Origin of the sequence: Streptomyces sp. NPDC059695, assembly GCF_042733785.1 — a bacterium.
Lineage (GTDB): Bacteria > Actinomycetota > Actinomycetes > Streptomycetales > Streptomycetaceae > Streptomyces.
This window is the reverse complement of record NZ_JBHWFF010000021.1, coordinates 130,905-152,972: the sequence shown is the minus strand read 5'-3', so window position 1 is coordinate 152,972 and position 22,068 is coordinate 130,905. Positions and strand designations below refer to the sequence as shown.

Sequence of the window (22,068 nt, the reverse complement as noted above, 5' to 3'; positions counted from 1 at the left end):
TCCCCGTCAGGCTCTCCCTCATGAGCAGTGAATACACTCCCGACGCCACCGACTGGCGCATCCTCGAAGCGCTCCAGGCCGAGGGCCGCGCCAGCTTCGCCGACCTCGCCCGCGCGGTGTCGATGTCGCCGTCCGCGGTGACCGAGCGGGTGCGGCGCCTGGAGGACGCCGGGGTGATCAGCGGGTACACGGCGATCGTCGACCAGGACCGGCTCGGCCTGCCCATCCTCGCCTTCGTACGGCTGCGCTACCCGCACGGCAACTACAAGCCGTTCCACGACCTGCTCGACACGACGCCGGAGGTCCTGGAGGCGCACCACGTCACGGGGGACGACTGCTTCGTGCTCAAGGTCGCCGCCCGCTCCATGAAGCACCTGGAGGGGATCACCGGCAAGATCGCCTCGCTCGGCGCCGTGACGACCAGCGTCGTCTACTCCTCGCCCCTGCCCCGGCGCTCCCTCAGCCGCTGAGCGCGTCGCCCCCGGTGCGCAGCCGCACCGCCGAGCCCTGCCGGGCCTTGACGACCTCCAGCTGGGCCGGGATGCGGCGGCGCAGGTCGCCGACGTGGCTGACGATGCCGACGCTGCGGTCCCGCTCGCGCAGGGAGTCCAGGACGTCGAGGACCTCGTCGAGCGTCTGCTCGTCGAGGCTGCCGAAGCCCTCGTCGATGAAGAGGGTGTCGAGCCTGACCCCGCCCGCCTCGTCGGTGACGACGTCGGCGAGGCCGAGGGCGAGCGCGAGCGAGGCGAAGAACGTCTCGCCGCCGGAGAGGGTCGCCGTGTCGCGCTCGTTGCCGGTCCAGGCGTCGACGACGTGCAGGCCGAGTCCGGACCGCTTGCCGCCGGAGCGTGCGTCGGAGTGGACGAGGGTGTAGCGGCCGGAGGACATCCGCTGGAGGCGGGCGCTCGCCGCGGCCGCGACCTGTTCGAGCCGGGCGGCGAGCACGTACGACTCCAGGCGCATCCGGCGCTCGTTCTCCGCGGAGGTGCCGGCGGTGAGGGCGGCGAGGCGGGCCACCCGGTCGTACTCCTCGCGCAGCGGCCCGAGGCGGCGGACCTCGACGGCGGCCTGCCGGGACAGTCCGGCGAGTCCGGCGGTCCGCTCCCGGGCGGCGGCGAGGGCCGTGTCGGCCTCGCGGAGGGTGCGTTCCGCCGCCGTGTGCGCGGCGTGCGCCCCGGTGGGGTCGGCCGGCGGCAGCGCGGCGGCCTCGGCCGTGCCGGGCTCGGCGAGCCGGTCGGCGACGGCGGCGGCCTCGGCCCGCCAGGCGTCCACGCGCTGCTGGAGGGAGCGTCGTTCGCCCTCGCCGAGGAGGGCACCGGCGGCCTCGGCGGGGGTGCTGAAGCCCGCCCGGTAGGCGGCGTCGGCGAGCCGGTCGTCGGCCTCCTTGAGGCGCTGGGCGGCGAGTTCGGCGGTGCGTGCGGTCCCGGCGGCGTCGACCAGCAGGGCGATCCGCCGCTCCAGGAGGCTGGCGTGTTCGGCCACGGTGGCGAACGCGCCGCGGCCCCGGGCGAGTTCCTCGTCGAGTGCGGCCCGCTCCCGCTCCAGGGCCTCCCGCCGCGAGGTGCGCGCCGCGACCCGCCGCTCGGCGGCGTGCTGCGCGGCCGCACGTTCCTCGTGCTCGCGCTCGGCCCGTGCGAGCGCCTCCCGGGCGCTGTGCGTCTGCCCGGCGAGCGCGTGCGCCTCGGCGTGGAGCCGGGTCAGCTCTTCGACCTCCGAGGCGAGTTCACCGACGGTGGGCTCGGGGCCGGTCTCGTCCGGTTCCCGCCCGGTCCGCACCTCCGCGCGCGCCGCGGACCACGACTCGCCGGTGACGGCCAGTTCCCGCTCGGCGGCGGTGCGGTTCTCCTCGGCGCGCGTGTAGGCCGCGTAGGCGGCGTCCTCGGCGGCGCGGTCCACGTGGTCGGCGGTGGTGCGGGCGGGGGCCGGGTGGGCGGTGGAGCCGCAGACCTGGCAGGGGTCGCCCGGGGCGAGGGTGACGGCGAGTTCGGCGGCGATGCCCTCCAGGCGGCGGGACTTGACGTCGAGCCAGCTCTCGTGGGCGTCGTTGCGGCGCTCGCGGGCCTCCGCGAGGCGGGTCTCGGCGAGGCGGGCGTCCTCGGCGAGGGAATCGCGCCGACGGGCCGCGGTCAGCCGGCGGCGGGCGGGCTCCAGGCGGCCCGCGAGGTGCTCGGCGCGGGCGGCGGCGTCGCGGGCCGCCTCGACGCGTTCGGTGAGGGCGGCGCGGCGCGGCTCCCAGCCGGCGAGCCAGTCGGCCGTGTCGCGGAGGGCGTCCTCGTCGGCGCGCGCCTCGCGGGCGAGTACGGCGCGCTCCTCGGCGACGGCGGCGGCGCGGTGCTCGGCGCGGCGGGCCGCCTCGAGTCCGCCGAGCTCCTCGCGCAGCCGGTGTTCGAGGGTGGAGAGGTGTTCGGCGCCCGCGTCGGCGAGCTCGGGGGGCAGCTGGGCGCGGGCCCGCTCCCGTGCCGTGTGCGCGGCGCCGTGCTCACGCTCGGCGTCCCGGCGCAGTCCGAGCGCGGGGGCGACCCGGTCGGCCTTGAGGCTCCGGTCGAGGGAGTCCTGGAGGCGGTCGCGCTCGGGGGCCTGCTCGGTGAGCCGCTCGCGGCGCCGGAGGGCGTCGGCGTGCCGGGACTGGCGGGCGGCGAGGTCGTTCTGGGCGTCGAGCGCGGCGCGCGCGGCGGCCCGGCCGTCCTCGGCCGCGGCGCGCCGCACGTCCGCGATGTCGAGGGCCTCGCGGGCCTCGGTGCGGGCGACGGCGGCCCAGGTGAGGACGGATGCGGCGAGCCCGGGGTCGCCGGGGCGGCCCTCCACGGGGGTGCGGGCGGCGGCGAGGCCGCCGGCGGCCTGGGTCATGCGGTGGGCGAGGGTGAGCAGCCGCGCGTCCCCGTCCTCGACCTCCTGCTGCGCGGTGCGGCGCAGCTCGGCCAGGCGGTCCTCGACGGCGGCGAAGCGGCGGGTGTCGAAGAGCCGTCCGAGGAGCTTGCCCCGGGCTTCGGCGTCGGCGCGCAGGAAGCGGGCGAAGTCGCCCTGCGGAAGGAGGACGACCTGGCAGAACTGCTCGCGGCTCATGCCGACGAGCTGGGTGATCTCCTCCCCGATCTCCTGGTGGGAGCGGCTGAGTCCGGCCCACTCGCCGGTGGCGGGGTCGTACGCGCGCAGCCAGGTCTGGGCCTTCTCGGTGGTGAAGCCGCCGCCGCGCTTCTTGGGCCGCTGCTGGGCGGGTCGGCGGGTGATCTCCAACCGCCTTTCCCCCACGGTCAGTTCGAGGAGGACCTCGGTGTACGTGCCGACGGGGGCGTGGTCGCTGCGCAGGGACGTGCCGGGGTTCTGGCGGACGCCGGGCACGCTTCCGTACAGCGCGAAGCAGACGGCGTCGAGGACGGAGGTCTTGCCGGCGCCGGTCGGCCCGTGGAGGAGGAAGAGCCCGGCGGCGGAGAGGGCGTCGAAGTCGACCGTCTGCGGGGTGCCGAAGGGTCCGAAGGCGGTGATCTCCAGGCGGTGCAGCCTCACCGGCCCACCTCGCGCTCGGCCGTGTCGACGCGGACGTCGTCGAAGGCGCCGTACAGGACGGCCCGTTCGTCGCCGTCGAGGGCGGCTCCGCCGCGGACGTGGGCCACGAAGTCCTCCGCGATCTGCTGGTCGCTGCGGTCCCGGAGCCGCTGGGCGTAGGAGGCGCCGGGGTCGTCCCCGGTCCGCTCGGGGTCGAAGACCAGGTGCAGGGTGTGCGGGAAGCGTTCGGTGAGGCGGGCCATGGGCTCGGCGGGCCGCGCGGGGTCGGTGAGGGTGGCCTCCACCCAGGACTGTTCGTGCGGGGTGAGCGCCGGGTCGGCGAGGAGGTCGTCGAGCCGGCCCCTGACGCGGGCGAGGGGGCGCGGGACGGGGCAGTCGAGGCGGACGTCGCCGGTGATCGCCCCGTCGGGACCGCTGGGGCCCAGGTCGATCAGCCACATGGTCTTGCGGTGGTCGGCCTCGGAGAAGGAGTAGGCGAGGGGGGAGCCGGAGTAGCGGACGCGGGGGGTGAGGGTCTGGCTGCCGTGGAGGTGGCCGAGGGCGACGTAGTCGACGCCGTCGAAGATCCCGGCGGGGACGGCGGAGACGCCGCCGACCGTGATGTCCCGTTCGCTGTCGCTGGGGGCGCCGCCCGCGACGAAGGCGTGGGCGAGGACGACGGAGCGGGTCCCGGCGGGCCGGCGGGCGAGGTCGGCGCGGACCCGGTCCATGGCGGCGGCGAGGACGGCCTCGTGTCCGGCCTTCCCGGCGCCGAGGCGCTCGCGGACGAGCGCGGGTTCGAGGTAGGGCAGCCCGTAGAGCGCGACCTCGCCGTGGGCGTCGGAGAGGACGACGGGCGTCCCGATGCCGTCGGGGTCGGTACGGAGGTGGATGCCGGCCCGCTCGATGAGTCCGGCGCCGACGCCGAGGCGGCGCGCCGAGTCGTGGTTGCCGGAGATCATGACGGTCGGCACCCCGGCCTCGGCGAGGCGGTGGAGGGCGGTGTCGAAGAGCTCGACGGCGGGCAGCGGGGGCACGGCCCGGTCGTAGACGTCGCCGGCGACGAGGACGGCGTCCACGTCGTGCGCGTGGACCGTCGCCACGAGGTGGTCGAGGAAGGCGGCCTGGGCGTCGAGGAGGCCGACCCGGTGGAAGGACCGGCCGAGATGCCAGTCCGAGGTGTGCAGGAGCCTCACGATGCCGTCCCACCCCGCATGTGTCCCGCTCCTCGCCGCCGGTTCCCGTCGCTTTGCGCCCACCACGCTATCCCGAGCGGCGGGGTCGGCGGGGCGGGTCCGCACGCGCGGGGAGCGGTCCCCCGGTGGTGACGCGGCCCCCGGCACGTCGGGTGTGACGCATCACGCGTCGCCGTACGCCTCGCCGTGGGCGCGGCAGCCCGCGCACCGGCGCGGACGCATCGCCCGGCCGCTCACGCGTCGCCGTACGCCTCGCCGCCGAGTTCGAACGAGGCCGTGCCCGCGGTCGCGTCGGCGAGCCAGCCGCGGAAGGCGGGGACGTCCGCGTCCGGGAGGCCGATCTCGAAGGTGACGGCGTCGGCGTACCGCACGTCGCGGACGGTGCGGCCGGTGGCCCGCAGGTCGTTCTCCAGCTTGCCCGCGCGCTGGTGGTCGACGGTGACCGTGGCGAGCCGGAAGCGTTGCCGGGTGAGGGTGCCGAGCGCGTCGAGCGCCTCGCCGACGACCCCTCCGTAGGCCCGGATCAGGCCGCCGGCGCCGAGTTTCACGCCGCCGTAGTAGCGGGTGACGACGGCGACGACGTAGCGCATCTCGCGCCGCAGCAGCATCTGGAGCATCGGGACGCCCGCCGTGCCGCCGGGTTCGCCGTCGTCGCTCGCCTTCTGCACGGAGGCGTCGGCGCCGAGGACGTACGCGAAGCAGTTGTGGGAGGCGGTCGGGTGCTCCCTGCGGATCCGCGCGACGAACTCCTGCGCCTCCCGCTCGTCGGCGACGGGGGCGAGCGCGCAGAGGAAGCGCGAGCGGTTGATCTCGGTCTCGTGCACGCCCTCGCGGGCGAGCGTGCGGTACTGCTCCTGCATCCGACCAGCCTACGTTCCCTCCGGACCGGCCTTCCCCGGCGGCCTCTCCCGGCGCCTCACGCCCCGTCGGCATCACGCCGGGTCGGCATCACGCCGGGTCGGCATCACGCCGGGTCGGTCTCACGACGGTCGTCGGTCTCACCCCCGTCGGTCTCACGACGGTCGTCGGTCTCACCCCCGTCGGTCTCACGCTCCGTCGGTCTCACCCCCCGTCGGTCTCACGCTCCCCGGCGGCGGGCGCGGGCCCCGCGGCCGGTTCCGGTCCGGGCGCCCCGGGTCCGGTGAACGGGAGGGCGCGCAGCGCCAGGGCCCAGCCGAGGCGGGCCTCGCCGGATTCGGCCGAGCGGCCGGTGAGCTCGGCGACCCGGCCGATCCGGTTCAGCACGGTGTTGCGGTGGCAGTAGAGCCGCTCGGCGGCCCGGGAGGCCGAGCAGCCGTGGTCCAGCCAGGCCCGGAGGGTCGTGAGCAGGGCGTCCCGCTCGCCGCCGGTGGCGAGCACCGGCCCGAGGTGGACGGCCACGATCCGCTCGGCGATGTCGGTGCGCCCGCTGAGCAGCACCTCGGCGAGCCGCTCGTCGAAGACCGCTGCCTCGCCGCTGCCGGCGGGCAGGGTCCGGAGGGTCTGCTCGGCGAGCCGCAGGGCGCGCCCGGCCTGCGAGAGGTGTTCGAACTCCGGGGAGAGTCCGGCGGTGGCGCCGGTGCGCTCCCGGAGGGCGGCGAGGAGGGTCCGTACGGCCGGGTCGGCGCCGCCGCCGGTCGCGCTCGGCGCCCGTCCGGCGGGGGTGACGCGGCAGGGCAGCCGGACGATCCCGGCGTAGCGCCCGGAGCGGGGCCGCCAGAAGGACCACAGGCCCTGGGCCTCCAGGGCGGGCGCGAGGTGCGGCGGGGCGGCCGGGTCCTGGGCGGCGACCACGACGACGTACCGGTCGACGGCGGGGACGCCGAGCGCCGCCGCCGCGGCGGAGGCGACGGCCGGGTCGTCGGCGCGGCCGTCGAGCAGGGCCTCGAAGAGGGCGACCCGCCGGGTGTCCTGGCGGCTCTGCAGCTCCAGCTGGGCGATCCGGTAGGCGTCGGCCATCGCGACGGAGAAGTGGTCGATGGTCTCCCAGACACCGCCCGCCATGTCGAGTTCGAGGTCGCGGCTGTCGGTCGCCCGCCCGGCCCGGGCTCGGAGGTGCTCGGCCATGACCTGCCACAGCACCCGGCCGCCGCGCCGGTAGGCCTGGAGCACGGTGTCGAGGGGGACGCCCTGCTCGGCGCGGCGGCGTCCGGTCTGGCGAGCCGCCCACTCGAAGTCGCCGCCGGTCGGGACGAGGCCGCCGAAGTCCTCCAGGGCGCGCACCAGGTTGTCCCGGCAGATCTCCCAGAGGTCCTCACGCGTGACGGGGGCCCCGGAGGCGTACGTACCGGAGTGGGCGCGGATGTCGTCGACGGCGCGGTCCGTGAGCCGGTCGACGTCCGCGAGCATGGCCGTGGCGAGGGTGCGGCGGAGCGCCCCCGAACCGACGGCGCCGCTCAGGGGCGTGCGGGTGCCGCCGGGGCGTGCCCCGCCGGGCTCGCCGGCCGTGGCAGAGCTGTGCGTCATGGCTCGCACGGTAACGCCGGGATTTGGCGATTGCCACGGGGCGGGCGCGACGGCGGGGCCGCTGCCCAGCTCGGCCGCGCACACGGTGGGCAGCTGCACATGGCGTCCGGACGTCCCGGCGCAGGATTCTGTGCGGTGTCAGCCGATCGTCGACAGCGCCGTTGCCTCCGCTGTCGTCCCCGCGTGTCCCTGGAGCGTGTCATGTCACTGAGCGTCGCCGGCGTGCTGGGCGAGTCCGCCCGCCACTTCCCCGACCGGATCGCGGTCGTCGAGGGCGCGACCCGGCTCACCTACCGGGAGCTGTGGACGGAGGCGCTCCGCTGCGCGGCCGGGCTGCGCGAGGCCGGGGTGCGGCCGGGCGACCGGCTGGCGGTGCTGCTGCCGAACACCACCGAGTTCCTGTACGTGTACTACGGGGCGCTCGCGGCCGGCGCGACGGTCGTGCCGGTGCACGCGCTGCTGGTCGCCGACGAGGTGCGGTTCGTCCTGGAGCACAGCGGCGCGGTCGGCATCGTGAGCGGCGGGCCGCTGTGGGCGGTGGCCGACGAGGCGGCGCGCGCCGCCGGGGTGCGCGCCTTCCAGGGGGCGCCGTCGGCCGCCGCGCCGCTGGCCGCGCCGGAGCCGGCCGAGCCCTCGGACACGGCCGTCATCCTCTACACGAGCGGGACGACGGGCCGCCCCAAGGGCGCCCTCCTGACCCATCTCAACATCGTCATGAACGCCTCGGTGACCTCCCAGGACCTGCTGGGCCTCGGCACGGGCGACGTGGTCCTCGGCTGTCTGCCGCTCTTCCACAGCTACGGCCAGACCTGCGCGATGAACGGGACGCTCCGCCAGGGTGCGACGCTCGTCCTGATGCCCCGGTTCAGCGGTCCCGCGGCCCTCCGGGTGCTCGTCGACGAGGGCGTGACCGTCTTCATGGGCGTGCCGACGATGTACCACGCCCTGGTGGAGGCGGCTTCGGCCGCCGCGCCGCGTCCCGGGGCGCTGCGGGCCGCCGTGTCGGGCGGCGCGGCGCTGCCGGTCGCCGTCCTGGAGCGCTTCGAGGAGACCTTCCGCACCCAGGTCCTGGAGGGGTACGGCCTGACGGAGACCTCGCCGGTCGCCACGTTCAACCAGCCGCACATCGGCCGCCGGCCGGGGACGGTCGGGCACCCGGTGTGGGGCGTCGAGGTGGGCATCGCGGACGCGGCCGTCGAGGACGGGATCCGGCTGCTCGCGGACGGAGAGGTCGGGGAGGTGGTGGTGCGCGGGCACAACGTCTTCGCCGGCTACCTGGACGACCCCGCGGCGACGGCCGCGGCGGTCGTGGACGGCTGGTTCCGCACGGGTGACCTGGGGGTCCGGGACGAGGACGGCTTCCTGCGGATCGTCGACCGGAAGAAGGACCTGGTGATCCGGGGCGGCTACAACATCTACCCGCGCGAGGTCGAGGAGGTCCTGGTGCGGCACCCGTCGGTCTCGGAGGTCGCGGTGATCGGAGTCCCCGACGAGCGGAGGGGCGAGGAGGTCTGCGCGGTGGTGGTGCGCCGGGAGGGCACCGCCCCGCTCTCCGAGGAGGAGCTCGTGGACTGGTCGCGGGAGCGGCTGGGCCGCCACAAGTACCCCCGGATCGTGCGTTTCGTCGAGGAGCTGCCGCTCGGCCCGACGGGCAAGGTCCTCAAGCGCGCGCTGACGGCGGAGGCCTGAGGAGTGCGGTGTCCTGTCGACCCGGGAAGGTGCTGAACGGATGACGGAGTACGCGGCGGAGACCCGCACGCGGTACGGCGTGCTGCGCGGCGCCCTGAAGGACGGGGTGGCCTCCTTCCTCGGCGTCCCCTACGCGCGGGCCCCCGTGGGGCCGCTGCGGTTCCGGGCGCCGGAACCGGCCGAACCCTGGGAGGGGGTGCGGGAGGCCACCGCCTTCGGGCCGACGGCGCCGAAGCGGCCGTACGCCCCGCCGCTGGCCGCGCTCCTCCCGGACCCCGAGGTCGCGGGCGACGCCTGCCTGAACCTGAACGTGTGGGCGCCGTGGGGCGCCGGCCCGGGGCCGGGCGAGGGGGGCGCGGCCGTCGGACCGGGCGGGGGTACCGCCCACGGGCCCGGCGAGGGCGGGCGGCCCGTCATGGTGTGGATCCACGGCGGCTCGCTGCTCCACGGCTCCTCGGCCGTCCCCGTCTACGACGGCACCGCCTTCGCCCGGGACGGGGTCGTGCTCGTCTCGGTCAACTACCGGCTCGGCGTGGAGGGGTTCGGGGTCTTCCCCGACGCCCCGGGGAACCTGGGGCTGCGCGACCAGATCGCCGCGCTCACCTGGGTCCGCGACACCGTCGCGGCCTTCGGCGGCGACCCGGAGCGCGTGACGGTCTTCGGCGAGTCGGCGGGGGCGATGTCGATCGCCGCCCTGCTGACCTCGCCGCTCGCGAAAGGCCTGTTCCGGCGGGCCGTCCTGCAGAGCGGGCCGCCGTCCGCGCTTCCGCCGGGCGGCGCCGGCCGCACCACGGAGGCGGTGGCCGCGCGCCTGGGGGTGCCGGCGACGGCGGAGGCCTTCGCGCGCGTGGACCGGGAACGGCTGCTCGCGGCGCAGACGGAGGTGACCGCGAAGGGCTCGCCCCTGACGGGCGGTCACTCCTTCCAGATCGTGGTGGACGGCGAGGTGGTTCCGCGCGATCCGGTGGAGGCGCTCGACGCCGGCGCCTCGGCGGAGCTCGACCTGCTGATGGGCACGACCTCGGAGGAGTACCGGCTGTGGTTCGTGCCGGGCGGCCTGACCGACCGGATCGGCCACCTCGCGCAGCGGCTCGTGCTGTGGAGGGCGAAGGTGCCGGCGCGCACGGCCCGGGTGTACCGCGCGGGGCGGCCCGGGGAGAGGCCGGGCGAGGTGCTCGGCGCGATCGCCACCGACCGGCTGCTGCGGCTCCCGCTGTACCGGGTCGCGGACGCCCGGCGGCGCGCGGCGGCCCGGGGAGGGACGTACCTGTACGAGTTCGGCTGGCCCTCCCCCGTCCTCGATCTCCGCGCCTGCCACGCGCTCGAGCTCGGCTTCGTCTTCGACACGCTCGACGTGCCGGAGACGCGCGCGCTGACGGGCCCGGATGCTCCGCAGGCCCTGGCCACGGCCATGCACGCGGCCTGGGTGGCCTTCGCGAGGACCGGCGACCCGGGCTGGCGTCCGTGGGACGCGGCCCGTCCGGTGATGACCTTCGGCCCCGGGACGCCGTCCCTGGTCGAGGCGCCGCGGGAGGCCGAACGGCGGGCCTGGGAGGGCTGATCCCCCGGGGGAGCGCCGATCTCCCCGTTCGGGAATCACGGCCCGGCGCGGCTCGTTCACAGGGAGGACGGGCCGCGCCGACGAGAGGCAGCAGAAGCGATGAGCACAGACACCACGACCACGGACCCCGCCGCGTACTCCGCGTCGGAGGCGGTGCGGCGGATCCTGACGTCCACGGGCGACACCTGGGCGGTGGTCGGCCTCTCCTCCAACGAGTCCCGCGCCGCGTACGGGGTGGCGGCGGTGCTCCAGCGGTTCGGCAAGCGGATCGTCCCGGTCCACCCGAAGGCGGAGACGGTGCACGGCGAGCGGGGTTACGCGTCGCTGGCCGACATCCCGTTCCCGGTCGACGTCGTGGACGTCTTCGTGAACAGCGGCCTGGCGGGCGCCGTCGCCGACGAGGCGGTCGCGATCGGCGCGAAGGCGGTCTGGTTCCAGCTGGACGTCATCGACGAGGACGCGTTCGCCCGCACCCGCGAGGCGGGCCTCGACATGGTCATGGACCGCTGCCCCGCCATCGAGATCCCGCGCCTGGGCTGAGGCCGGGGAGGGTCAGCCGACGGGGACGCCGAGGCCGTCCAGGACGACGGCGCCGGGGAGTTGGGCGAAGGCCTTGCCGGGGACGATGAGCTTGCCCCGGCGGCGGCCGCTGCCGACGAGGACCCACTCGGTGTCGACGACCGCGGCGTCGACGAGCAGGGGCCAGCCGGCCGGGAGGCCGACGGGGGTGATCCCGCCGTACTCCATGCCGGTCTCGCCGGTCGCGGTGTCCATCGGGGCGAACGAGGCCTTGCGGGCGCCGAGGTGCTTGCGGACGACGCCGTTGACGTCGACGCGGGTCGCCGACTTCACGAGGCACGCGGCGAGCGTCGTCGCCTCCCCGCGCCTGCCCGCGACGACCACGCAGTTGGCCGAGGCGTCGAGCAGCGCGGGCCCGTGGTGCTCCACGAACACGGCGGTGTCGGCGATGGCCGGGTCGGTGTCCACGTACACCAGCCGGTCGGCCGGGACGGGGCCCGTCCAGGCGCGGACGGCGGCCGCGACGGGGCCGGTCAGCAGGTCGAGGCAGTCGGGGGCGGGCCGGGCGTCGTCGAAGTCTCCGATGGGTGCGCGCATGCGCCCGACGCTAGCAATCCCGACCGGAGTGCGGACGCTCGTCTCAGCGTACGGGCGGGATGGAGACGGCCATCGTCATCTCGGCCGGCTCGTCGCCGTCGTTGCGGTACGCGTGGGCGACGTTGGCCTCGAAGACGGCGGAGGTGCCGGCGGGCAGGGGGTGGTCCTCGCCGTCCACGACCAGGGTGAGCGTCCCGGCGGTGACGTGCAGCAGCTCGACCGTGCCCTCCGGGTGCGGGTCGGAGTCGCTGCCCTCGCCCGGCATGAGGCTCCAGGACCAGAGCTCCAGCGGGCCGCGGGCCTCGGTGCCGACGAGGAGGGTGGTGTGGCTGCCGGTGGAGGTGGACCACATGCGGACGGCCTGGCCGGGCGGGACGAGCCGGACCTGGGGGCCCTGCTCGTAGTCGAGGAGGGTCGTGATGGAGACGCCCAGGGCGTCGGCCAGCTTCACGGTGGTGCCGACGCTGGGGTTGGTCCGGGCCTGCTCGATCTGGATGATCATGCCGCGGCTGACGCCCGCACGCGCCGCGAGCGCGTCCAGGGTGAATCCCCGCTCCTTGCGCCAGCGCTTCAGGTTCCGGGCGAGCGACTGCGTGAGCTGGTCGAGGTCCGACACATTCCGTCCAATATTCTGGATGACAGAGTCCAATGCACTGAACTACGGTGAGGTGCACCCGATGGTTCACTGCACTGTACTGCCGCACGCCCCTGCGAGGATCACATGACCGCCCTGTTCGCCCTGGCCACCAGCCTTCTGTGGGGCCTCGCCGACTTCGGCGGCGGGCTTCTCACGCGGCGGATCCCCGCCCTCACCGTGGTCGTGGTCTCCCAGACCCTCGCGGTCCTCGTCCTCGGCACGGTCGTCCTCGCGACCGGCGCCTGGACCGAGGCGGGGCCCCAGCTCTGGTACGCGGTCGGGGCGGGCGTCGTCGGGCCTGCGGCCATGCTCGCCTTCTACAAGGCGCTCGCGCTCGGCCCGATGGGCGTCGTCTCACCCCTCGGCTCGCTCGGCGTCGTCGTCCCCGTCTCCGTCGGCCTCCTCGTCGGGGACCGGCCGGGTCTGCTCCAGTTCGCCGGGATCGGCGTGGCGGTCCTGGGCGTGGTGCTCGCGGGCGGACCCGAGCTGCGCGGGGCGCCCGTCCAGCGCCAGGCGGTCCTGCTGACCCTGGTCGCGGCCTTCGGATTCGGCTCGGTGATGGCGCTCATCGCCGAGGCCTCCACGACCGTCACCGGCCTGTTCCTCGCCCTGTTCGTCCAGCGCGTCACCAACGTCCTGGTCGGCGGCGGCGCCCTGTACGCCTCGGTGCGGCGCGGAGGCCGCGCGCTCCCGGAGGGCGGCCCCGCGGTCGTCCGCGCCGCACTCCCGGCCCTCGCCTTCGTGGGCCTCGCGGACGTCGCCGCCAACGGCACGTACGCGATCGCCGCACAGCAGGGCCCGGTCACCGTCGCCGCCGTCCTCGCCAGCCTCTACCCGGTCGTCACGGCCCTCGCGGCCCGCGGCGTCCTGAAGGAACGGCTCCGCGCCGTCCAGGCGGCGGGCGCGGGCCTCGCCCTGGTGGGCACGGTCCTCCTGGCGACCGGCTAGGCCGTCTCCTTCGGATCAGGCCGGATCAGGACGGTACGGACTCGGAGCTTCCGGCGCGCTGTGCCTCCCAGGCCGCGAGCGCGGCCAGTTGCTCCGGCGTGACGTGTTCCGGGATCGGGACCGGGGCGGGAGTGCGCAGGGGCGGCTGCCAGCCGGTCTCCCGGGTCCAGCTGCGGACGACCTTCGCGGGCGCGCCCGCCACGACGGAGTGGTCCGGGACCTCGCCGCGCACCACCGCGCCCGCCGCCACCACGACGTTCCGGCCGAGGCGCGCGCCGGGCAGGACCACCGCGCCGGTCCCGAGCCAGCAACCGGGTCCGATGGAGACGGGCTCCGAGCGGGGCCACTGGCGGCCGACGGGCTCGTCCGGGTCGTCGTAACTGTGGTTCGTCGAGGTGATGTAGACGTACGGACCGCAGTACGTGTCGGAGCCGATCGTCACCCGGGCGTCGGCGATGACGTGGCTGCCCCGCCCGAGGACGACCCCGTCCCCGAGGGTGAGGACCGTCTCCGTCCCGAGGTCGAGGTCCGGCAGCATCCCCGCCGTCAGCGTGACCTGCTCGGCGATGATGCAGCACTCGCCGATCTCGATCCACGGCTCACCGAAGACCGTGCCCTGCGGGAAGGCCAGCCGGGTGCCCGCGCCGAGGCGGCGGAACCGCAGCTTCCCGGGGTGCTCGGCGGTGACGGAGCCGGCCTGCTGCACCCAGCGCCAGCCACCCTGCACCGCACGGGCGAGGACCCGGCGCCGCCAGGCGGCGAGGGACGAGAACGTGTTTCTGTTCCTGGGCACCCGGCCACCGTAGTCGGCGCCGTCGTGCCTGATCACCGTGGTGCGCTGTGATGTCCGTCATGAGCACGGCATAGGCTGCGCCCGGGGGCACCCCCGGGCGTGACACGACGGCAGACGATCAGGAGCGAACCATGACAGAGGCGTTGATCAAGGCAGTGGGCGGCAAGGAGCCGCACATCGATCCGACCGCCTTCACCGCCCCGACCTCCGTGGTGCTCGGCGAGGTCACGCTCGGAGCCCGCGCAAGCATCTGGTACCACGCGGTGCTGCGGGCGGACTGCGGTCCCATCGCGATCGGCGAGGACTCCAACATCCAGGACAACTGCACGGTCCACGTCGACCCCGGCTTCCCCGTCTCGATCGGCGACCGGGTGACGGTCGGCCACAACGCGACCGTGCACGGCTGCGTCATCGAGGACGACGTGCTCGTCGGCATGGGCGCGACGGTCCTCAACGGGGCCCGGATCGGCGCCGGCTCGCTCGTCGCGGCGCAGGCGCTGGTCCCCCAGGGGATGGAGATCCCGCCCGGCTCGCTGGTCGCCGGGGTGCCCGCGAAGGTGCGCCGCCCGCTGACCGACGAGGAGAAGGCGGGCATCCTGCTGAACGCCGAGATGTACCTGCTGCTCGCCAAGGGGCACGCCGAGGCCTTCGAGGACTGAGCCGTACGCGAGGAGGGCGGCGCCCGTCCCCCGGGTGCCGCCCTCCGTCACGTGCGTCCGCGCGCGCTCAGTCCGCCGCCGGGACCGGCTCGGGCTCCGGCGCCTCGGCGCGCTGTGCCGCCGCCTTCTTGGCGCGGTTCCTGACCACCAGCATCGAGGCGATGCCGATCAGTACGGCGAGGACCAGGCCGAGCCAGGAGAAGCGCTTGAGCCAGGCCTCGGCGACGACGCCGACGGTGTAGATGACGGCCGTGGTGCCGCCGGCCCACAGGATGCCGCCGAGGACGTTGGCGACGAGGAACTTCCAGTACGGCATCTTCAGCACGCCGGCGAGCGGCCCCGCGAAGATGCGGAGGAGGGCGATGAACCGGCCGAAGAAGACGGCCCACATGCCCCACTTCTGGAAGGAGCTCTCGGCGAGCCCGATGTTCGCCTCGCTGAAGTGCTTCGGGAACCTCCGGCCCAGCCAGGCGAGCAGCGGCCGTCCGCCCTTGCGCCCGATCGCGTAACCGATGGAGTCGCCGATGATCGCGCCGGCGGTGGCGCAGGCCCCGAGCACGTACGGATTGATGTCGCCGTGCTGCGAGGCGAGCAGCGCCGAGCTGACGAGCACGATCTCGCCGGGGAGCGGGATGCCCAGGCTCTCCAGCCCGATCACCACTCCGACGAGAAGGTAGACGGCGACCGCGGGGATCGTCTCCAGCCACTCCTGGACGTGCAACGCGGTTCCTCCCGTGTCGGCTGCTCAGCTGCTCGATGGCCCGGCACGCAGGTCGGCGGGCATGCCGGGGAAGCCTACCCGGTCGGCGTGGACGGACCGCGAATCCGCGGGGGCGCCCCCGGGGACGCGGCCGCCCCCGCACCCGGTGCGGGTGCGGGGGCGGTACGCGGCGTCCGGGGTCAGGAGTTCGGGCGCAGGGTCCACACGACGGTCATCTCGCCGGTCACGGCACCGTCCTCGCGGGTGATGTCGATCCGCACCGGGAACTCGGGGCGCTCCCCGGCGTCGAGTTCGGCGACGACCTCGGCGGCGGGGCGGCCGAGGGTGGCGGTGGCGGTGACGACGCCCATGGCCAGCTTCTTGTAGCCGATCTCGGCCTTGACGGCGAGCGGCACGGCGCGGCCCAGCTGGTCGCCGAAGGCGGCGAGCACGATGGCGCCGCTGGCGGACTCAGCCAGCGTGAACATCGCTCCGGCGTGCGGGCCGCCGAGGTGGTTGTGGTAGGCGGGCTGGTCCGGGAGGCGCACGACGGCGCGCTCGGCGGTGGTCTCCAGGAACTCCAGCTTCAGGGTCCCGGCCATGGGGACCGTGGCGGCGAGCATCTCGCCGACGGACATCTGGTCTGCGCTCATGGACCGTGATGTTACCCGCGAGTAGCAGCCTTGGCCATCCCCCGGTCGGGGGCGGGCGTGGTCGAGCGGCGCCCGCACCTCTATGGTTACTGGCCATGTGGCCAGGACAGCAGCCGCCCGGGGGCGAGCAGAACCCGCAGGACCAGAGTCAGAACCCCTACCAGCAGTCGGGGTACCAGCAGCCGAACCCGTATCAGCAGCCGCCGACCCAGCCCGGGTATCCGCAGCAGCCGCCGACACAGCCCGGCTACCCGCAGCAGCCCGCGCAGCCGGGCTACCCGCAGCAGCCGCCCGCGCAGCCCGGCTACCCGCAGCAGGGGTATGCCCAGCAGCCGGGCCAGCCGAACCCGTACCAGCAGCCGACCGTGCCGCAGCAGTACGCGGTGCCCGGCCCGGGACAGCCCGGCGGGCCCGGCGGCGGGAAGAAGAAGCAGACGACGCTCGTGGCGGTCGTCGCCGCCACCGCCGTGGTCGTCGCGGCCGGCGTCACCGGATTCCTGGTGCTCGGCAAGGACGACGACAAGAAGAACACCGCCGACGACTCCAAGCCGTCGGTCACGGCCACCGCCTCCGCGGACCCCTCGTCGGGCCCGGCGCCCGCCCCGAGCCAGTCCTCCGGGATCGCCAACCCGCGCGACGGCGCGGCGCAGCAGCCGACGGTCCCCGGCTGGAAGGTCGTCTACAACCCGAAGTACGGCACCCTCTTCGACGTACCACCGGAGTGGGACGTCCTGAAGCCGGGGTCGATCTACTTCTTCGAGGACGACAAGAAGGGCGACGGCAGCCCGCTCGTCACGATGTCCTCGCCCACGCGCCTGAAGAGCAACTGGTGCGCGTACGACGTCGACAAGAACGGCACCGAGGAGAAGTGGGACCTCGCCGCCGCGGGCACGAAGGGCGGCCAGGGCGCCAAGGACACCGCGTCCGCCGCGCGCGGCGAGGCGGGCACGTGGGTGTGGGGCGGCTACGCGCAGCACATGCCGCAGAGCACCATCAAGATCACCAAGCCCGTGCCGTACACGACGAAGTCCGGTCTCACCGGCAGCCTGGCGACCGCCACGGCGCCGGGCGTGAAGAAGCGCAACAAGTGCGAGACGGACGGCAAGTCCTACGCCTTCACCTTCAAGAACACCGCGGGCGACTTCTCGACCTGGGTGCTCTACGGGGCCGACGGCGTCAAGGACGAGCTCCCCGAGGCGACGATCCGGCAGATCCTCTCCACCGTCCGGCTCGCCCCCGCCGCCTGACCCGCCGCCCACCGGGCCCGGCCACGCCGGTCCCGGTGGTCCCGGTGCTCCCGTCCGTCCCGGGGTGCGGCGACCGCCCTGACGGACCGTCCGGATATCGGGTTGGCAGTACGGGGAGCGGCCAGGGATAGTCCCGGGGTGACCACACCCGCCGCCTCCCCCCGCCAGGCCCCGCTCCGCTCCCGCCGCCCCGAGTGGGCGGGCCGCAACTACGTCCTCCTCACCGCCGCCACCGTCGTGACCAACCTCGGCACGCACGGCGCGCTGATCGCCACCACCTGGGCGGTCTTCGACTCCGGGGGCGACGCGGGCGACGTGGGTCTCGTGGCCATGGCGCGGTTCCTGCCGCTGGTCCTCTTCCTGCTCATCGGCGGCGCGGTGGCCGACCGGGTCCCCCGGCACCGGGTCATGGTCGCGGCCAACGCCCTCAACTGCGTCTCGCAGGCCGCCTTCGCCGTCCTCGTGCTCTCGGGCGAGGCCCGCATCTGGCAGATGATGGTGCTCACCGCCCTCTGCGGCACCGGCCAGGCCTTCTTCAACCCGGCGGCCGAGGGCATGCTCATGGCCACCGTCAGCGGGGAACAGGCCGGCCGCGCCTTCGCCGTCTTCCGGATGGCGATGCACGGCGCCGCCATCGGCGGGGCCGCGCTGGGCGGCGCCCTCGTCGCCTTCGTCGGACCGGGCTGGGTCCTCGCGATCGACGCCGTCGCGTTCGCCGTCGCGGGCGGTCTGCGGGCCTTCCTCGACGTGAGCGGGATCCCGGACCGGGCTCCCGGCGGCGGGCTCTTCGCGGATCTGCGGGAGGGCTGGCAGGAGTTCGTCGGCCGGCCCTGGCTGTGGTCGATCGTCGCCCAGTTCTCGGTGGTGGTCGGGCTGATCGGCGCCGTCGAGGCGGTGTACGGACCGCTGGTCGCCCGGGACGAGCTGGGCGGCTCCCGTCCCTGGGGCATCGCGCTCGCCGCGTACGGGGCGGGGACGGTCGCGGGCGCGGTCCTGATGACCCGGTGGAAGCCGCGCCGGATGCTCTTCGTCGGGACCCTGTGCGTCTTCCCGATCGCGCTGCCCTCGGCGGCGCTGGCGGTGCCGCTGGACGCGGCGGGCCTGACGGCCGCGATGTTCGTCAGCGGCGTCGCGATCGAGGTCTTCGGCGTCTCGTGGATGACGACCATGCACCAGGAGATCCCGGAGGAGAAGCTGTCCCGGGTCTCCGCGTACGACTGGTTCGGGTCGACGGCCCTGCTGCCGCTGTCCACGGCCCTCGCGGGCCCGGCGGAGAGCGCCTTCGGCCGGAGCGAGGCGCTGTGGGGCGCGGCGGCGCTGATGGTGCTCGTCACCGCGCTCGTCCTGTTCGTGCCGGACGTACGGAACCTGACGCGGCGCCCGCACACCAAGGAGGTCGCGGGGGCCGCGGCCCCCTCAGCCGATGCCGAAGGCGCCCTCAGGGGGAACGGGTGACGGGACGGCCCCGGTGTCGAGGACGGGTTCCGCGGCGCCGGTGAAGCGGCCGAGCGTCTCCCCGTGCTCCACGCGCGCGGGGAAGGCGTCGGCGGCCGCGCGCCGCGCGAGGTGGGCGATGTCGATCTCCCGGCCGGAGGCGACGAGGACCGCGTTCCCGAAGCGCCGGCCGCGCAGCACGGCGGGCTCCGCGACGAGCGCCAGCTCCGGGAAGACGGCGGCGAAGGTGGCGAGCTGGGAGCGGAGGAAGGGGAACGGCGCCCCGTCGGCGAGATTGGCGGCGTAGAGCCCGCCGGGCCGCAGCACGCGCCGTACCTCGCGCGCGTACTCGACGGAGGTGAAGTGCGCGGGCACCCGCGAACCGCCGAAGACGTCGCCCACGATCACGTCGGCCGAGGCGTCCGGCGCGGCCTCCAGCCAGGCGCGGGCGTCGGCTCCGTGCACGGTGGTCCCCGATCCCTCGGGCAGCGGCAGGTGCTCCTCGACGAGGGCGAGCAGCCCCCGGTCGGCCTCGACGACGTCCTGACGGGAGCCGGGCCGGGTCACGGCGACGTACCGGGGCAGCGAGAGCGCGCCGCCGCCCAGGTGCAGGACGTCGAGGGGCTCCCCCGGCCGGGCGGCGCCGTCGACGACGTGGGCGAGGCGGCGCGCGTACTCGAACTCCAGGTACGCGGGATCGTCCAGGTCGACGTACGACTGGGGCGCGCCGTCGACCGTGAGCAGCCAGGCCCGCTCCCGGTCCACGTCGGGCATGAGGCGCGCGGTGCCCTGATCGACTTCGCGGATGACGGGGATGTGCTCGTTCACGCGTTCATTGTGCCGCCCCTCCCGCGGGCGACCGCCGGGGGATCCGCCCGAGGCCCGGCGCGGGTTCCGCCGGAGGCCCGGCGCGGGGAGCGGACCGTCAGTCCGTCCACACCGCGGCGACGGCCGCGGCGTGGACGGCGGCCTGGGCCCGCCCCGCGCGGGCGGCCGCCGCGCGGTGGGCCGGATCGAGGGCGTCGCGGCCCATCGCCCTGCGCGAGGCGGCGTCCGGGGTGATCACCTCGACCCGCGCCCCGCCGGCGGCGAGGTCCGCGCTCTGCCGGGCCGGCGAGGGCACGACCCTGCTCCCCCGCGCGCTGGGCGCGACGACGACGATCCGGTCGTACCCGGCGGCCAGGTGCGCGTTGGCCGTGGAGTGGATGCCGCCGTCGAGCCAGCGGCGTCCGCCGAGGGTCGCCGGGGGCCAGACACCGGGGATGGCGCAGCTCGCGGTGACGGCGTCGGCCAGCGGGACCCCGCTGTCCTCGTCGAAGGCGGTGAGCTCCCCGGTCGCGGCGTCCACCGCGGTGACCAGCAGCGGCCGGGCGGGCCAGGCGGCGGCGCCGCCGAGCCGCCGGGCGACGGTCGCGCGGCGGTCGGCCTCGGGGACGGTGGGCGCCGCCAGAGCGATCCGGCCGAGCCTGCGCCCGTACTCCTCGGGGGTACGGGACCGCAGGACGGCGACGGCGTAGCGGAGGATCGTCGGGACGCCGAGCCGCACGGCGGGCTCGGTGGCCTCCGGGTCGAGCTGCTCCTCGTAGAGCGCGTCGAGCCCGGCCCGTCCGGAGGCGATCCGCGCGCCGACGACCGCGCCGGCGGAGCTGCCGACGATCAGATCGGCGGTGGTCGGGTCGGTCCCCGCGTCGAGGAGCCCGCGCAGCACCCCCGCCTCCCACCCGGCTCCGACGAGCCCGCCGGATCCGAGCACCAGCGCCGTCCGCTTCCCCGCCCGCTTCCCCGTCTCCGTCATGTGCCGAGTCTGACAAAGCAGTTGGGCCGTCCGGTGCCCGGGGTGGGCACGGCACCCCGAGGCCCCCTAGAGGTTCTTGAGGGCCTCGCGGACCGAGAGGGGGGCGAGCCGGGAGCCGTGGGCGGCGACGAAGGCCCTGACCTCGGCGGGGGCGGTCTTGCCGTACTCGCGCAGGCTCCAGCCGATGGCCTTGCGGACGAAGAAGTCGGGGTGGGCCGACCGGCGCAGGCAGTAGGCGAAGAGCCGGTCGGCGTCGGTGGCGTCCTTGAAGCGGAGCTGGTGGAGGAGGGCGGTGCGGGCGACCCACAGGTCCTCGTCGTCGATCCACGCGTCCATCTCGCCGGCGAGGGCGGGGTCGGCCGCCACCAGGCCGCCGACGACGTGGGCGGCGAGGTGGTCGACCGTGTCCCACCAGGAGACGGTGGTGACGAGCCGGCGGGCGACCGGCAGGAAGCCGGACGAGCAGCTCCTGACGTGCCGGCGCAGGTAGTCGACGGCGAAGTAGTGGTACTCGCGCTCGGGGAGGGCGAAGCAGCGCAGCGCGATCGCCGCGCAGTCGGCCTCGCCGGGGCGCGGGGTGCCGTCGAGAACGGTCCGGGACAGGGCGCGGCGCTCGGGCGTGCGGATGCCGAGGAAGGGGGCCACGCCCTTCATGTACGCGACCATCTCCTGTGCCCGGAAGGGATTCCCGGCGGCCGGGTAGGCCGTGGTGAGGCGCGCCAGGACGGTGTCGGCGAGGGCGCTCGCGGGCGGCGCGGTGTCGGTCATGGGGCCCTCTCGGTCGCGGCGCGCCCCGGGTGCGCGCCCGGACGGACATGACGCACATTACGGCGCTCCTACGGACGCGTCCGTTACTCTCCCCGAATGCTCGCTCCCGCGCCCCGGCCGCCGGGCTCCCTCGCCGTCCGCTGCTCCCGGGCCCTGCTCTCCCCCCGCTCGCGGCTCTCGCTGCTCGCCGTCCTGCTGCTCTCGGCGGCCACCCTGGTGGTGCTGTACGAGCCGCAGCGGATGCTCGCGTCGGGCTGGCCGCCGCACACGAGCGGCGCCGGGGCGGTGCTGCTCTTCGGTCTCGCGTACGGGGTGTGCGCGGCGGCCTTCGTCCCGCGTCCGGTGCTCAATCTGGCGGCGGGCGCCCTCTTCGGCTCCGCGGCCGGTCTGACGGGCGCACTCGCGGGGACCGTGCTCGGCGCGGGCATCGCGTTCACCCTCGGCCGGTTCCTGGGGCAGGACGCGCTGCGGCCGCTGGTGCGGGGCCGCTGGCTGACGGCGGCGGACGGGCAGCTGAGCCGGCACGGGTTCCGCTCGATGCTGGCGATCCGGCTGTTCCCGGGGGTGCCGTTCGCGGCGGCCAACTACTGCGCGGCCGTCTCCCGGATGCGGTACGTGCCGTTCCTCGTGGCGACGGCGCTGGGTTCCCTGCCGAACACGGCGGCGTACGTGGTGGCGGGCGCGCAGGCCGGTGAGCCGGGCTCTCCGGCGTTCCTCCTCTCGGCGGGGTTCATCGTCCTGTCGGGCCTCGGCGCGGCGGTGGTGGCCTGGCGCAAGCGGCACGGGCTGCGGGCCGCGGGCCGGGCCGCGGCCCCGGAGCCCGAGCCGGTGCGGGAGCCGGCCCTTCCGTAGGGAGGGCCGCGGTCCTCGCCACGAGCACGTCATCTTCGGCATGTACTCTGCGCACGACCTTCTGACCGCACACGTACATAACGGGACGGCCC

21 protein-coding genes are annotated in these 22,068 nt (G+C 75.4%); 9 read left to right on the top strand and 12 right to left on the bottom strand.

All coding sequences use genetic code 11. The annotated features are described in order from the left end of the window. The first annotated feature begins 20 nt into the window (after window positions 1-20). Complete coding sequence (locus ACFV2S_RS25435; protein WP_385563378.1) at window positions 21-470, top strand: Lrp/AsnC family transcriptional regulator; 450 nt, start codon at window positions 21-23, stop codon at window positions 468-470. Here the strand turns inward: ACFV2S_RS25435 and ACFV2S_RS25430 are convergent. From ACFV2S_RS25430 to ACFV2S_RS25415, 4 genes are all read right to left on the bottom strand, one after another. Then, window positions 460-3,504 (bottom strand): AAA family ATPase, encoded by a 3,045-nt coding sequence (locus ACFV2S_RS25430; protein ID WP_385563375.1) that lies wholly within the window; start codon window positions 3,502-3,504, stop codon window positions 460-462. The two genes, ACFV2S_RS25435 and ACFV2S_RS25430, sit on opposite strands and share 11 nt — an antisense overlap. After that, complete coding sequence (locus ACFV2S_RS25425; RefSeq protein WP_385563372.1) at window positions 3,501-4,679, bottom strand: exonuclease SbcCD subunit D; 1,179 nt, start codon at window positions 4,677-4,679, stop codon at window positions 3,501-3,503. Before ACFV2S_RS25425 ends, ACFV2S_RS25430 begins: the two co-directional genes overlap by 4 nt. Window positions 4,680-4,912: 233 nt before the next feature. Further along, window positions 4,913-5,539: a YigZ family protein gene (locus tag ACFV2S_RS25420; RefSeq protein ID WP_385563369.1), complete on the bottom strand. Its 627-nt coding sequence runs from the start codon at window positions 5,537-5,539 to the stop codon at window positions 4,913-4,915. A gap of 202 nt (window positions 5,540-5,741) precedes the next feature. Beyond that, window positions 5,742-7,124, bottom strand: a complete 1,383-nt coding sequence (locus ACFV2S_RS25415; protein ID WP_385563367.1) for a PucR family transcriptional regulator — start codon at window positions 7,122-7,124, stop codon at window positions 5,742-5,744. Window positions 7,125-7,325: 201 nt separating this feature from the next. Between ACFV2S_RS25415 and ACFV2S_RS25410 the strand changes: the two genes are divergently transcribed. From ACFV2S_RS25410 to ACFV2S_RS25400, 3 genes are all read left to right on the top strand, one after another. After that, complete coding sequence (locus ACFV2S_RS25410) at window positions 7,326-8,813, top strand: long-chain fatty acid--CoA ligase (protein ID WP_385563364.1); 1,488 nt, start codon at window positions 7,326-7,328, stop codon at window positions 8,811-8,813. Between the two features lie 40 nt (window positions 8,814-8,853). Next, a complete protein-coding gene (locus ACFV2S_RS25405) occupies window positions 8,854-10,374 on the top strand; it encodes a carboxylesterase/lipase family protein (protein WP_385563361.1) in 1,521 nt (506 codons plus the stop codon). Between the two features lie 99 nt (window positions 10,375-10,473). Next, entirely contained in the window at window positions 10,474-10,914 is a 441-nt protein-coding gene (locus ACFV2S_RS25400) for a CoA-binding protein (protein ID WP_385563358.1), read from the top strand. Window positions 10,915-10,926: 12 nt separating this feature from the next. Here ACFV2S_RS25400 and ACFV2S_RS25395 read toward each other — a convergent pair whose 3' ends face one another. Together ACFV2S_RS25395 and ACFV2S_RS25390 are read right to left on the bottom strand one after the other, a co-directional pair. Then, window positions 10,927-11,490 (bottom strand): YbaK/EbsC family protein, encoded by a 564-nt coding sequence (locus ACFV2S_RS25395; RefSeq protein WP_385563356.1) that lies wholly within the window; start codon window positions 11,488-11,490, stop codon window positions 10,927-10,929. Window positions 11,491-11,533: 43 nt separating this feature from the next. Continuing rightward, a complete protein-coding gene (locus ACFV2S_RS25390) occupies window positions 11,534-12,106 on the bottom strand; it encodes a helix-turn-helix domain-containing protein (protein ID WP_383796625.1) in 573 nt (190 codons plus the stop codon). 105 nt (window positions 12,107-12,211) lie between these two features. Here ACFV2S_RS25390 and ACFV2S_RS25385 point away from each other — a divergent pair, with 105 nt between their 5' ends. After that, window positions 12,212-13,075, top strand: coding sequence for an EamA family transporter (locus ACFV2S_RS25385; RefSeq protein WP_383796623.1), 864 nt, complete (start codon window positions 12,212-12,214; stop codon window positions 13,073-13,075). Between the two features lie 25 nt (window positions 13,076-13,100). Here the strand turns inward: ACFV2S_RS25385 and ACFV2S_RS25380 are convergent, their stop codons facing one another. Further along, on the bottom strand, window positions 13,101-13,868 hold the full coding sequence (locus tag ACFV2S_RS25380; RefSeq protein ID WP_385563351.1) for an acyltransferase: 768 nt from the start codon (window positions 13,866-13,868) through the stop codon (window positions 13,101-13,103). A gap of 131 nt (window positions 13,869-13,999) precedes the next feature. Here ACFV2S_RS25380 and ACFV2S_RS25375 point away from each other — a divergent pair, with 131 nt between their 5' ends. Next, on the top strand, window positions 14,000-14,527 hold the full coding sequence (locus ACFV2S_RS25375) for a gamma carbonic anhydrase family protein (RefSeq protein WP_385563348.1): 528 nt from the start codon (window positions 14,000-14,002) through the stop codon (window positions 14,525-14,527). 67 nt (window positions 14,528-14,594) lie between these two features. Here the strand turns inward: ACFV2S_RS25375 and ACFV2S_RS25370 are convergent, their stop codons facing one another. Next, on the bottom strand, window positions 14,595-15,248 hold the full coding sequence (locus ACFV2S_RS25370; RefSeq protein ID WP_385563346.1) for a DedA family protein: 654 nt from the start codon (window positions 15,246-15,248) through the stop codon (window positions 14,595-14,597). 179 nt (window positions 15,249-15,427) lie between these two features. After that, window positions 15,428-15,880, bottom strand: a complete 453-nt coding sequence (locus ACFV2S_RS25365; protein WP_382869772.1) for a DUF4442 domain-containing protein — start codon at window positions 15,878-15,880, stop codon at window positions 15,428-15,430. 95 nt (window positions 15,881-15,975) lie between these two features. On the opposite strand from ACFV2S_RS25365, the gene ACFV2S_RS25360 reads away from it, so the two are divergent. Continuing rightward, the gene (locus ACFV2S_RS25360; RefSeq protein ID WP_385563342.1) at window positions 15,976-17,127 is read left to right on the top strand and encodes a hypothetical protein; all 1,152 of its coding nucleotides are present in this window, start codon (window positions 15,976-15,978) and stop codon (window positions 17,125-17,127) included. Between the two features lie 138 nt (window positions 17,128-17,265). Then, the gene (locus ACFV2S_RS25355; RefSeq protein WP_385563338.1) at window positions 17,266-18,582 is read left to right on the top strand and encodes an MFS transporter; all 1,317 of its coding nucleotides are present in this window, start codon (window positions 17,266-17,268) and stop codon (window positions 18,580-18,582) included. Here ACFV2S_RS25355 and ACFV2S_RS25350 read toward each other — a convergent pair. From ACFV2S_RS25350 to ACFV2S_RS25340, 3 genes are all read right to left on the bottom strand, one after another. Beyond that, complete coding sequence (locus ACFV2S_RS25350; RefSeq protein WP_385563335.1) at window positions 18,544-19,389, bottom strand: spermidine synthase; 846 nt, start codon at window positions 19,387-19,389, stop codon at window positions 18,544-18,546. The two genes, ACFV2S_RS25355 and ACFV2S_RS25350, sit on opposite strands and share 39 nt — an antisense overlap. A 97-nt stretch (window positions 19,390-19,486) precedes the next feature. Further along, window positions 19,487-20,356 (bottom strand): patatin-like phospholipase family protein, encoded by an 870-nt coding sequence (locus tag ACFV2S_RS25345; RefSeq protein WP_385563332.1) that lies wholly within the window; start codon window positions 20,354-20,356, stop codon window positions 19,487-19,489. A 66-nt stretch (window positions 20,357-20,422) separates the two neighbouring features. After that, complete coding sequence (locus tag ACFV2S_RS25340; RefSeq protein WP_385563329.1) at window positions 20,423-21,124, bottom strand: DNA alkylation repair protein; 702 nt, start codon at window positions 21,122-21,124, stop codon at window positions 20,423-20,425. Between the two features lie 96 nt (window positions 21,125-21,220). Between ACFV2S_RS25340 and ACFV2S_RS25335 the strand changes: the two genes are divergently transcribed. Beyond that, the gene (locus tag ACFV2S_RS25335; RefSeq protein ID WP_385563326.1) at window positions 21,221-21,976 is read left to right on the top strand and encodes a TVP38/TMEM64 family protein; all 756 of its coding nucleotides are present in this window, start codon (window positions 21,221-21,223) and stop codon (window positions 21,974-21,976) included. The last annotated feature ends 92 nt before the right edge of the window (window positions 21,977-22,068 follow it).

Bases quoted from the DNA above. Each gene is read 5' to 3' on its own strand.
- ACFV2S_RS25360 (WP_385563342.1), top strand. From the start codon at position 15,976: ATGTGGCCAGGACAGCAGCCGCCCGGGGGCGAGCAGAACCCGCAGGAC.
- ACFV2S_RS25410 (WP_385563364.1), top strand. From the start codon at position 7,326: ATGTCACTGAGCGTCGCCGGCGTGCTGGGCGAGTCCGCCCGCCACTTC.
- ACFV2S_RS25400 (WP_385563358.1), top strand. From the start codon at position 10,474: ATGAGCACAGACACCACGACCACGGACCCCGCCGCGTACTCCGCGTCG.
- ACFV2S_RS25335 (WP_385563326.1), top strand. From the start codon at position 21,221: ATGCTCGCTCCCGCGCCCCGGCCGCCGGGCTCCCTCGCCGTCCGCTGC.
- ACFV2S_RS25395 (WP_385563356.1), bottom strand. From the start codon at position 11,490: ATGCGCGCACCCATCGGAGACTTCGACGACGCCCGGCCCGCCCCCGAC.
- ACFV2S_RS25415 (WP_385563367.1), bottom strand. From the start codon at position 7,124: ATGACGCACAGCTCTGCCACGGCCGGCGAGCCCGGCGGGGCACGCCCC.
- ACFV2S_RS25375 (WP_385563348.1), top strand. From the start codon at position 14,000: ATGACAGAGGCGTTGATCAAGGCAGTGGGCGGCAAGGAGCCGCACATC.
- ACFV2S_RS25435 (WP_385563378.1), top strand. From the start codon at position 21: ATGAGCAGTGAATACACTCCCGACGCCACCGACTGGCGCATCCTCGAA.
- ACFV2S_RS25405 (WP_385563361.1), top strand. From the start codon at position 8,854: ATGACGGAGTACGCGGCGGAGACCCGCACGCGGTACGGCGTGCTGCGC.
- ACFV2S_RS25365 (WP_382869772.1), bottom strand. From the start codon at position 15,880: ATGAGCGCAGACCAGATGTCCGTCGGCGAGATGCTCGCCGCCACGGTC.
- ACFV2S_RS25385 (WP_383796623.1), top strand. From the start codon at position 12,212: ATGACCGCCCTGTTCGCCCTGGCCACCAGCCTTCTGTGGGGCCTCGCC.
- ACFV2S_RS25340 (WP_385563329.1), bottom strand. From the start codon at position 21,124: ATGACCGACACCGCGCCGCCCGCGAGCGCCCTCGCCGACACCGTCCTG.
- ACFV2S_RS25420 (WP_385563369.1), bottom strand. From the start codon at position 5,539: ATGCAGGAGCAGTACCGCACGCTCGCCCGCGAGGGCGTGCACGAGACC.
- ACFV2S_RS25345 (WP_385563332.1), bottom strand. From the start codon at position 20,356: ATGACGGAGACGGGGAAGCGGGCGGGGAAGCGGACGGCGCTGGTGCTC.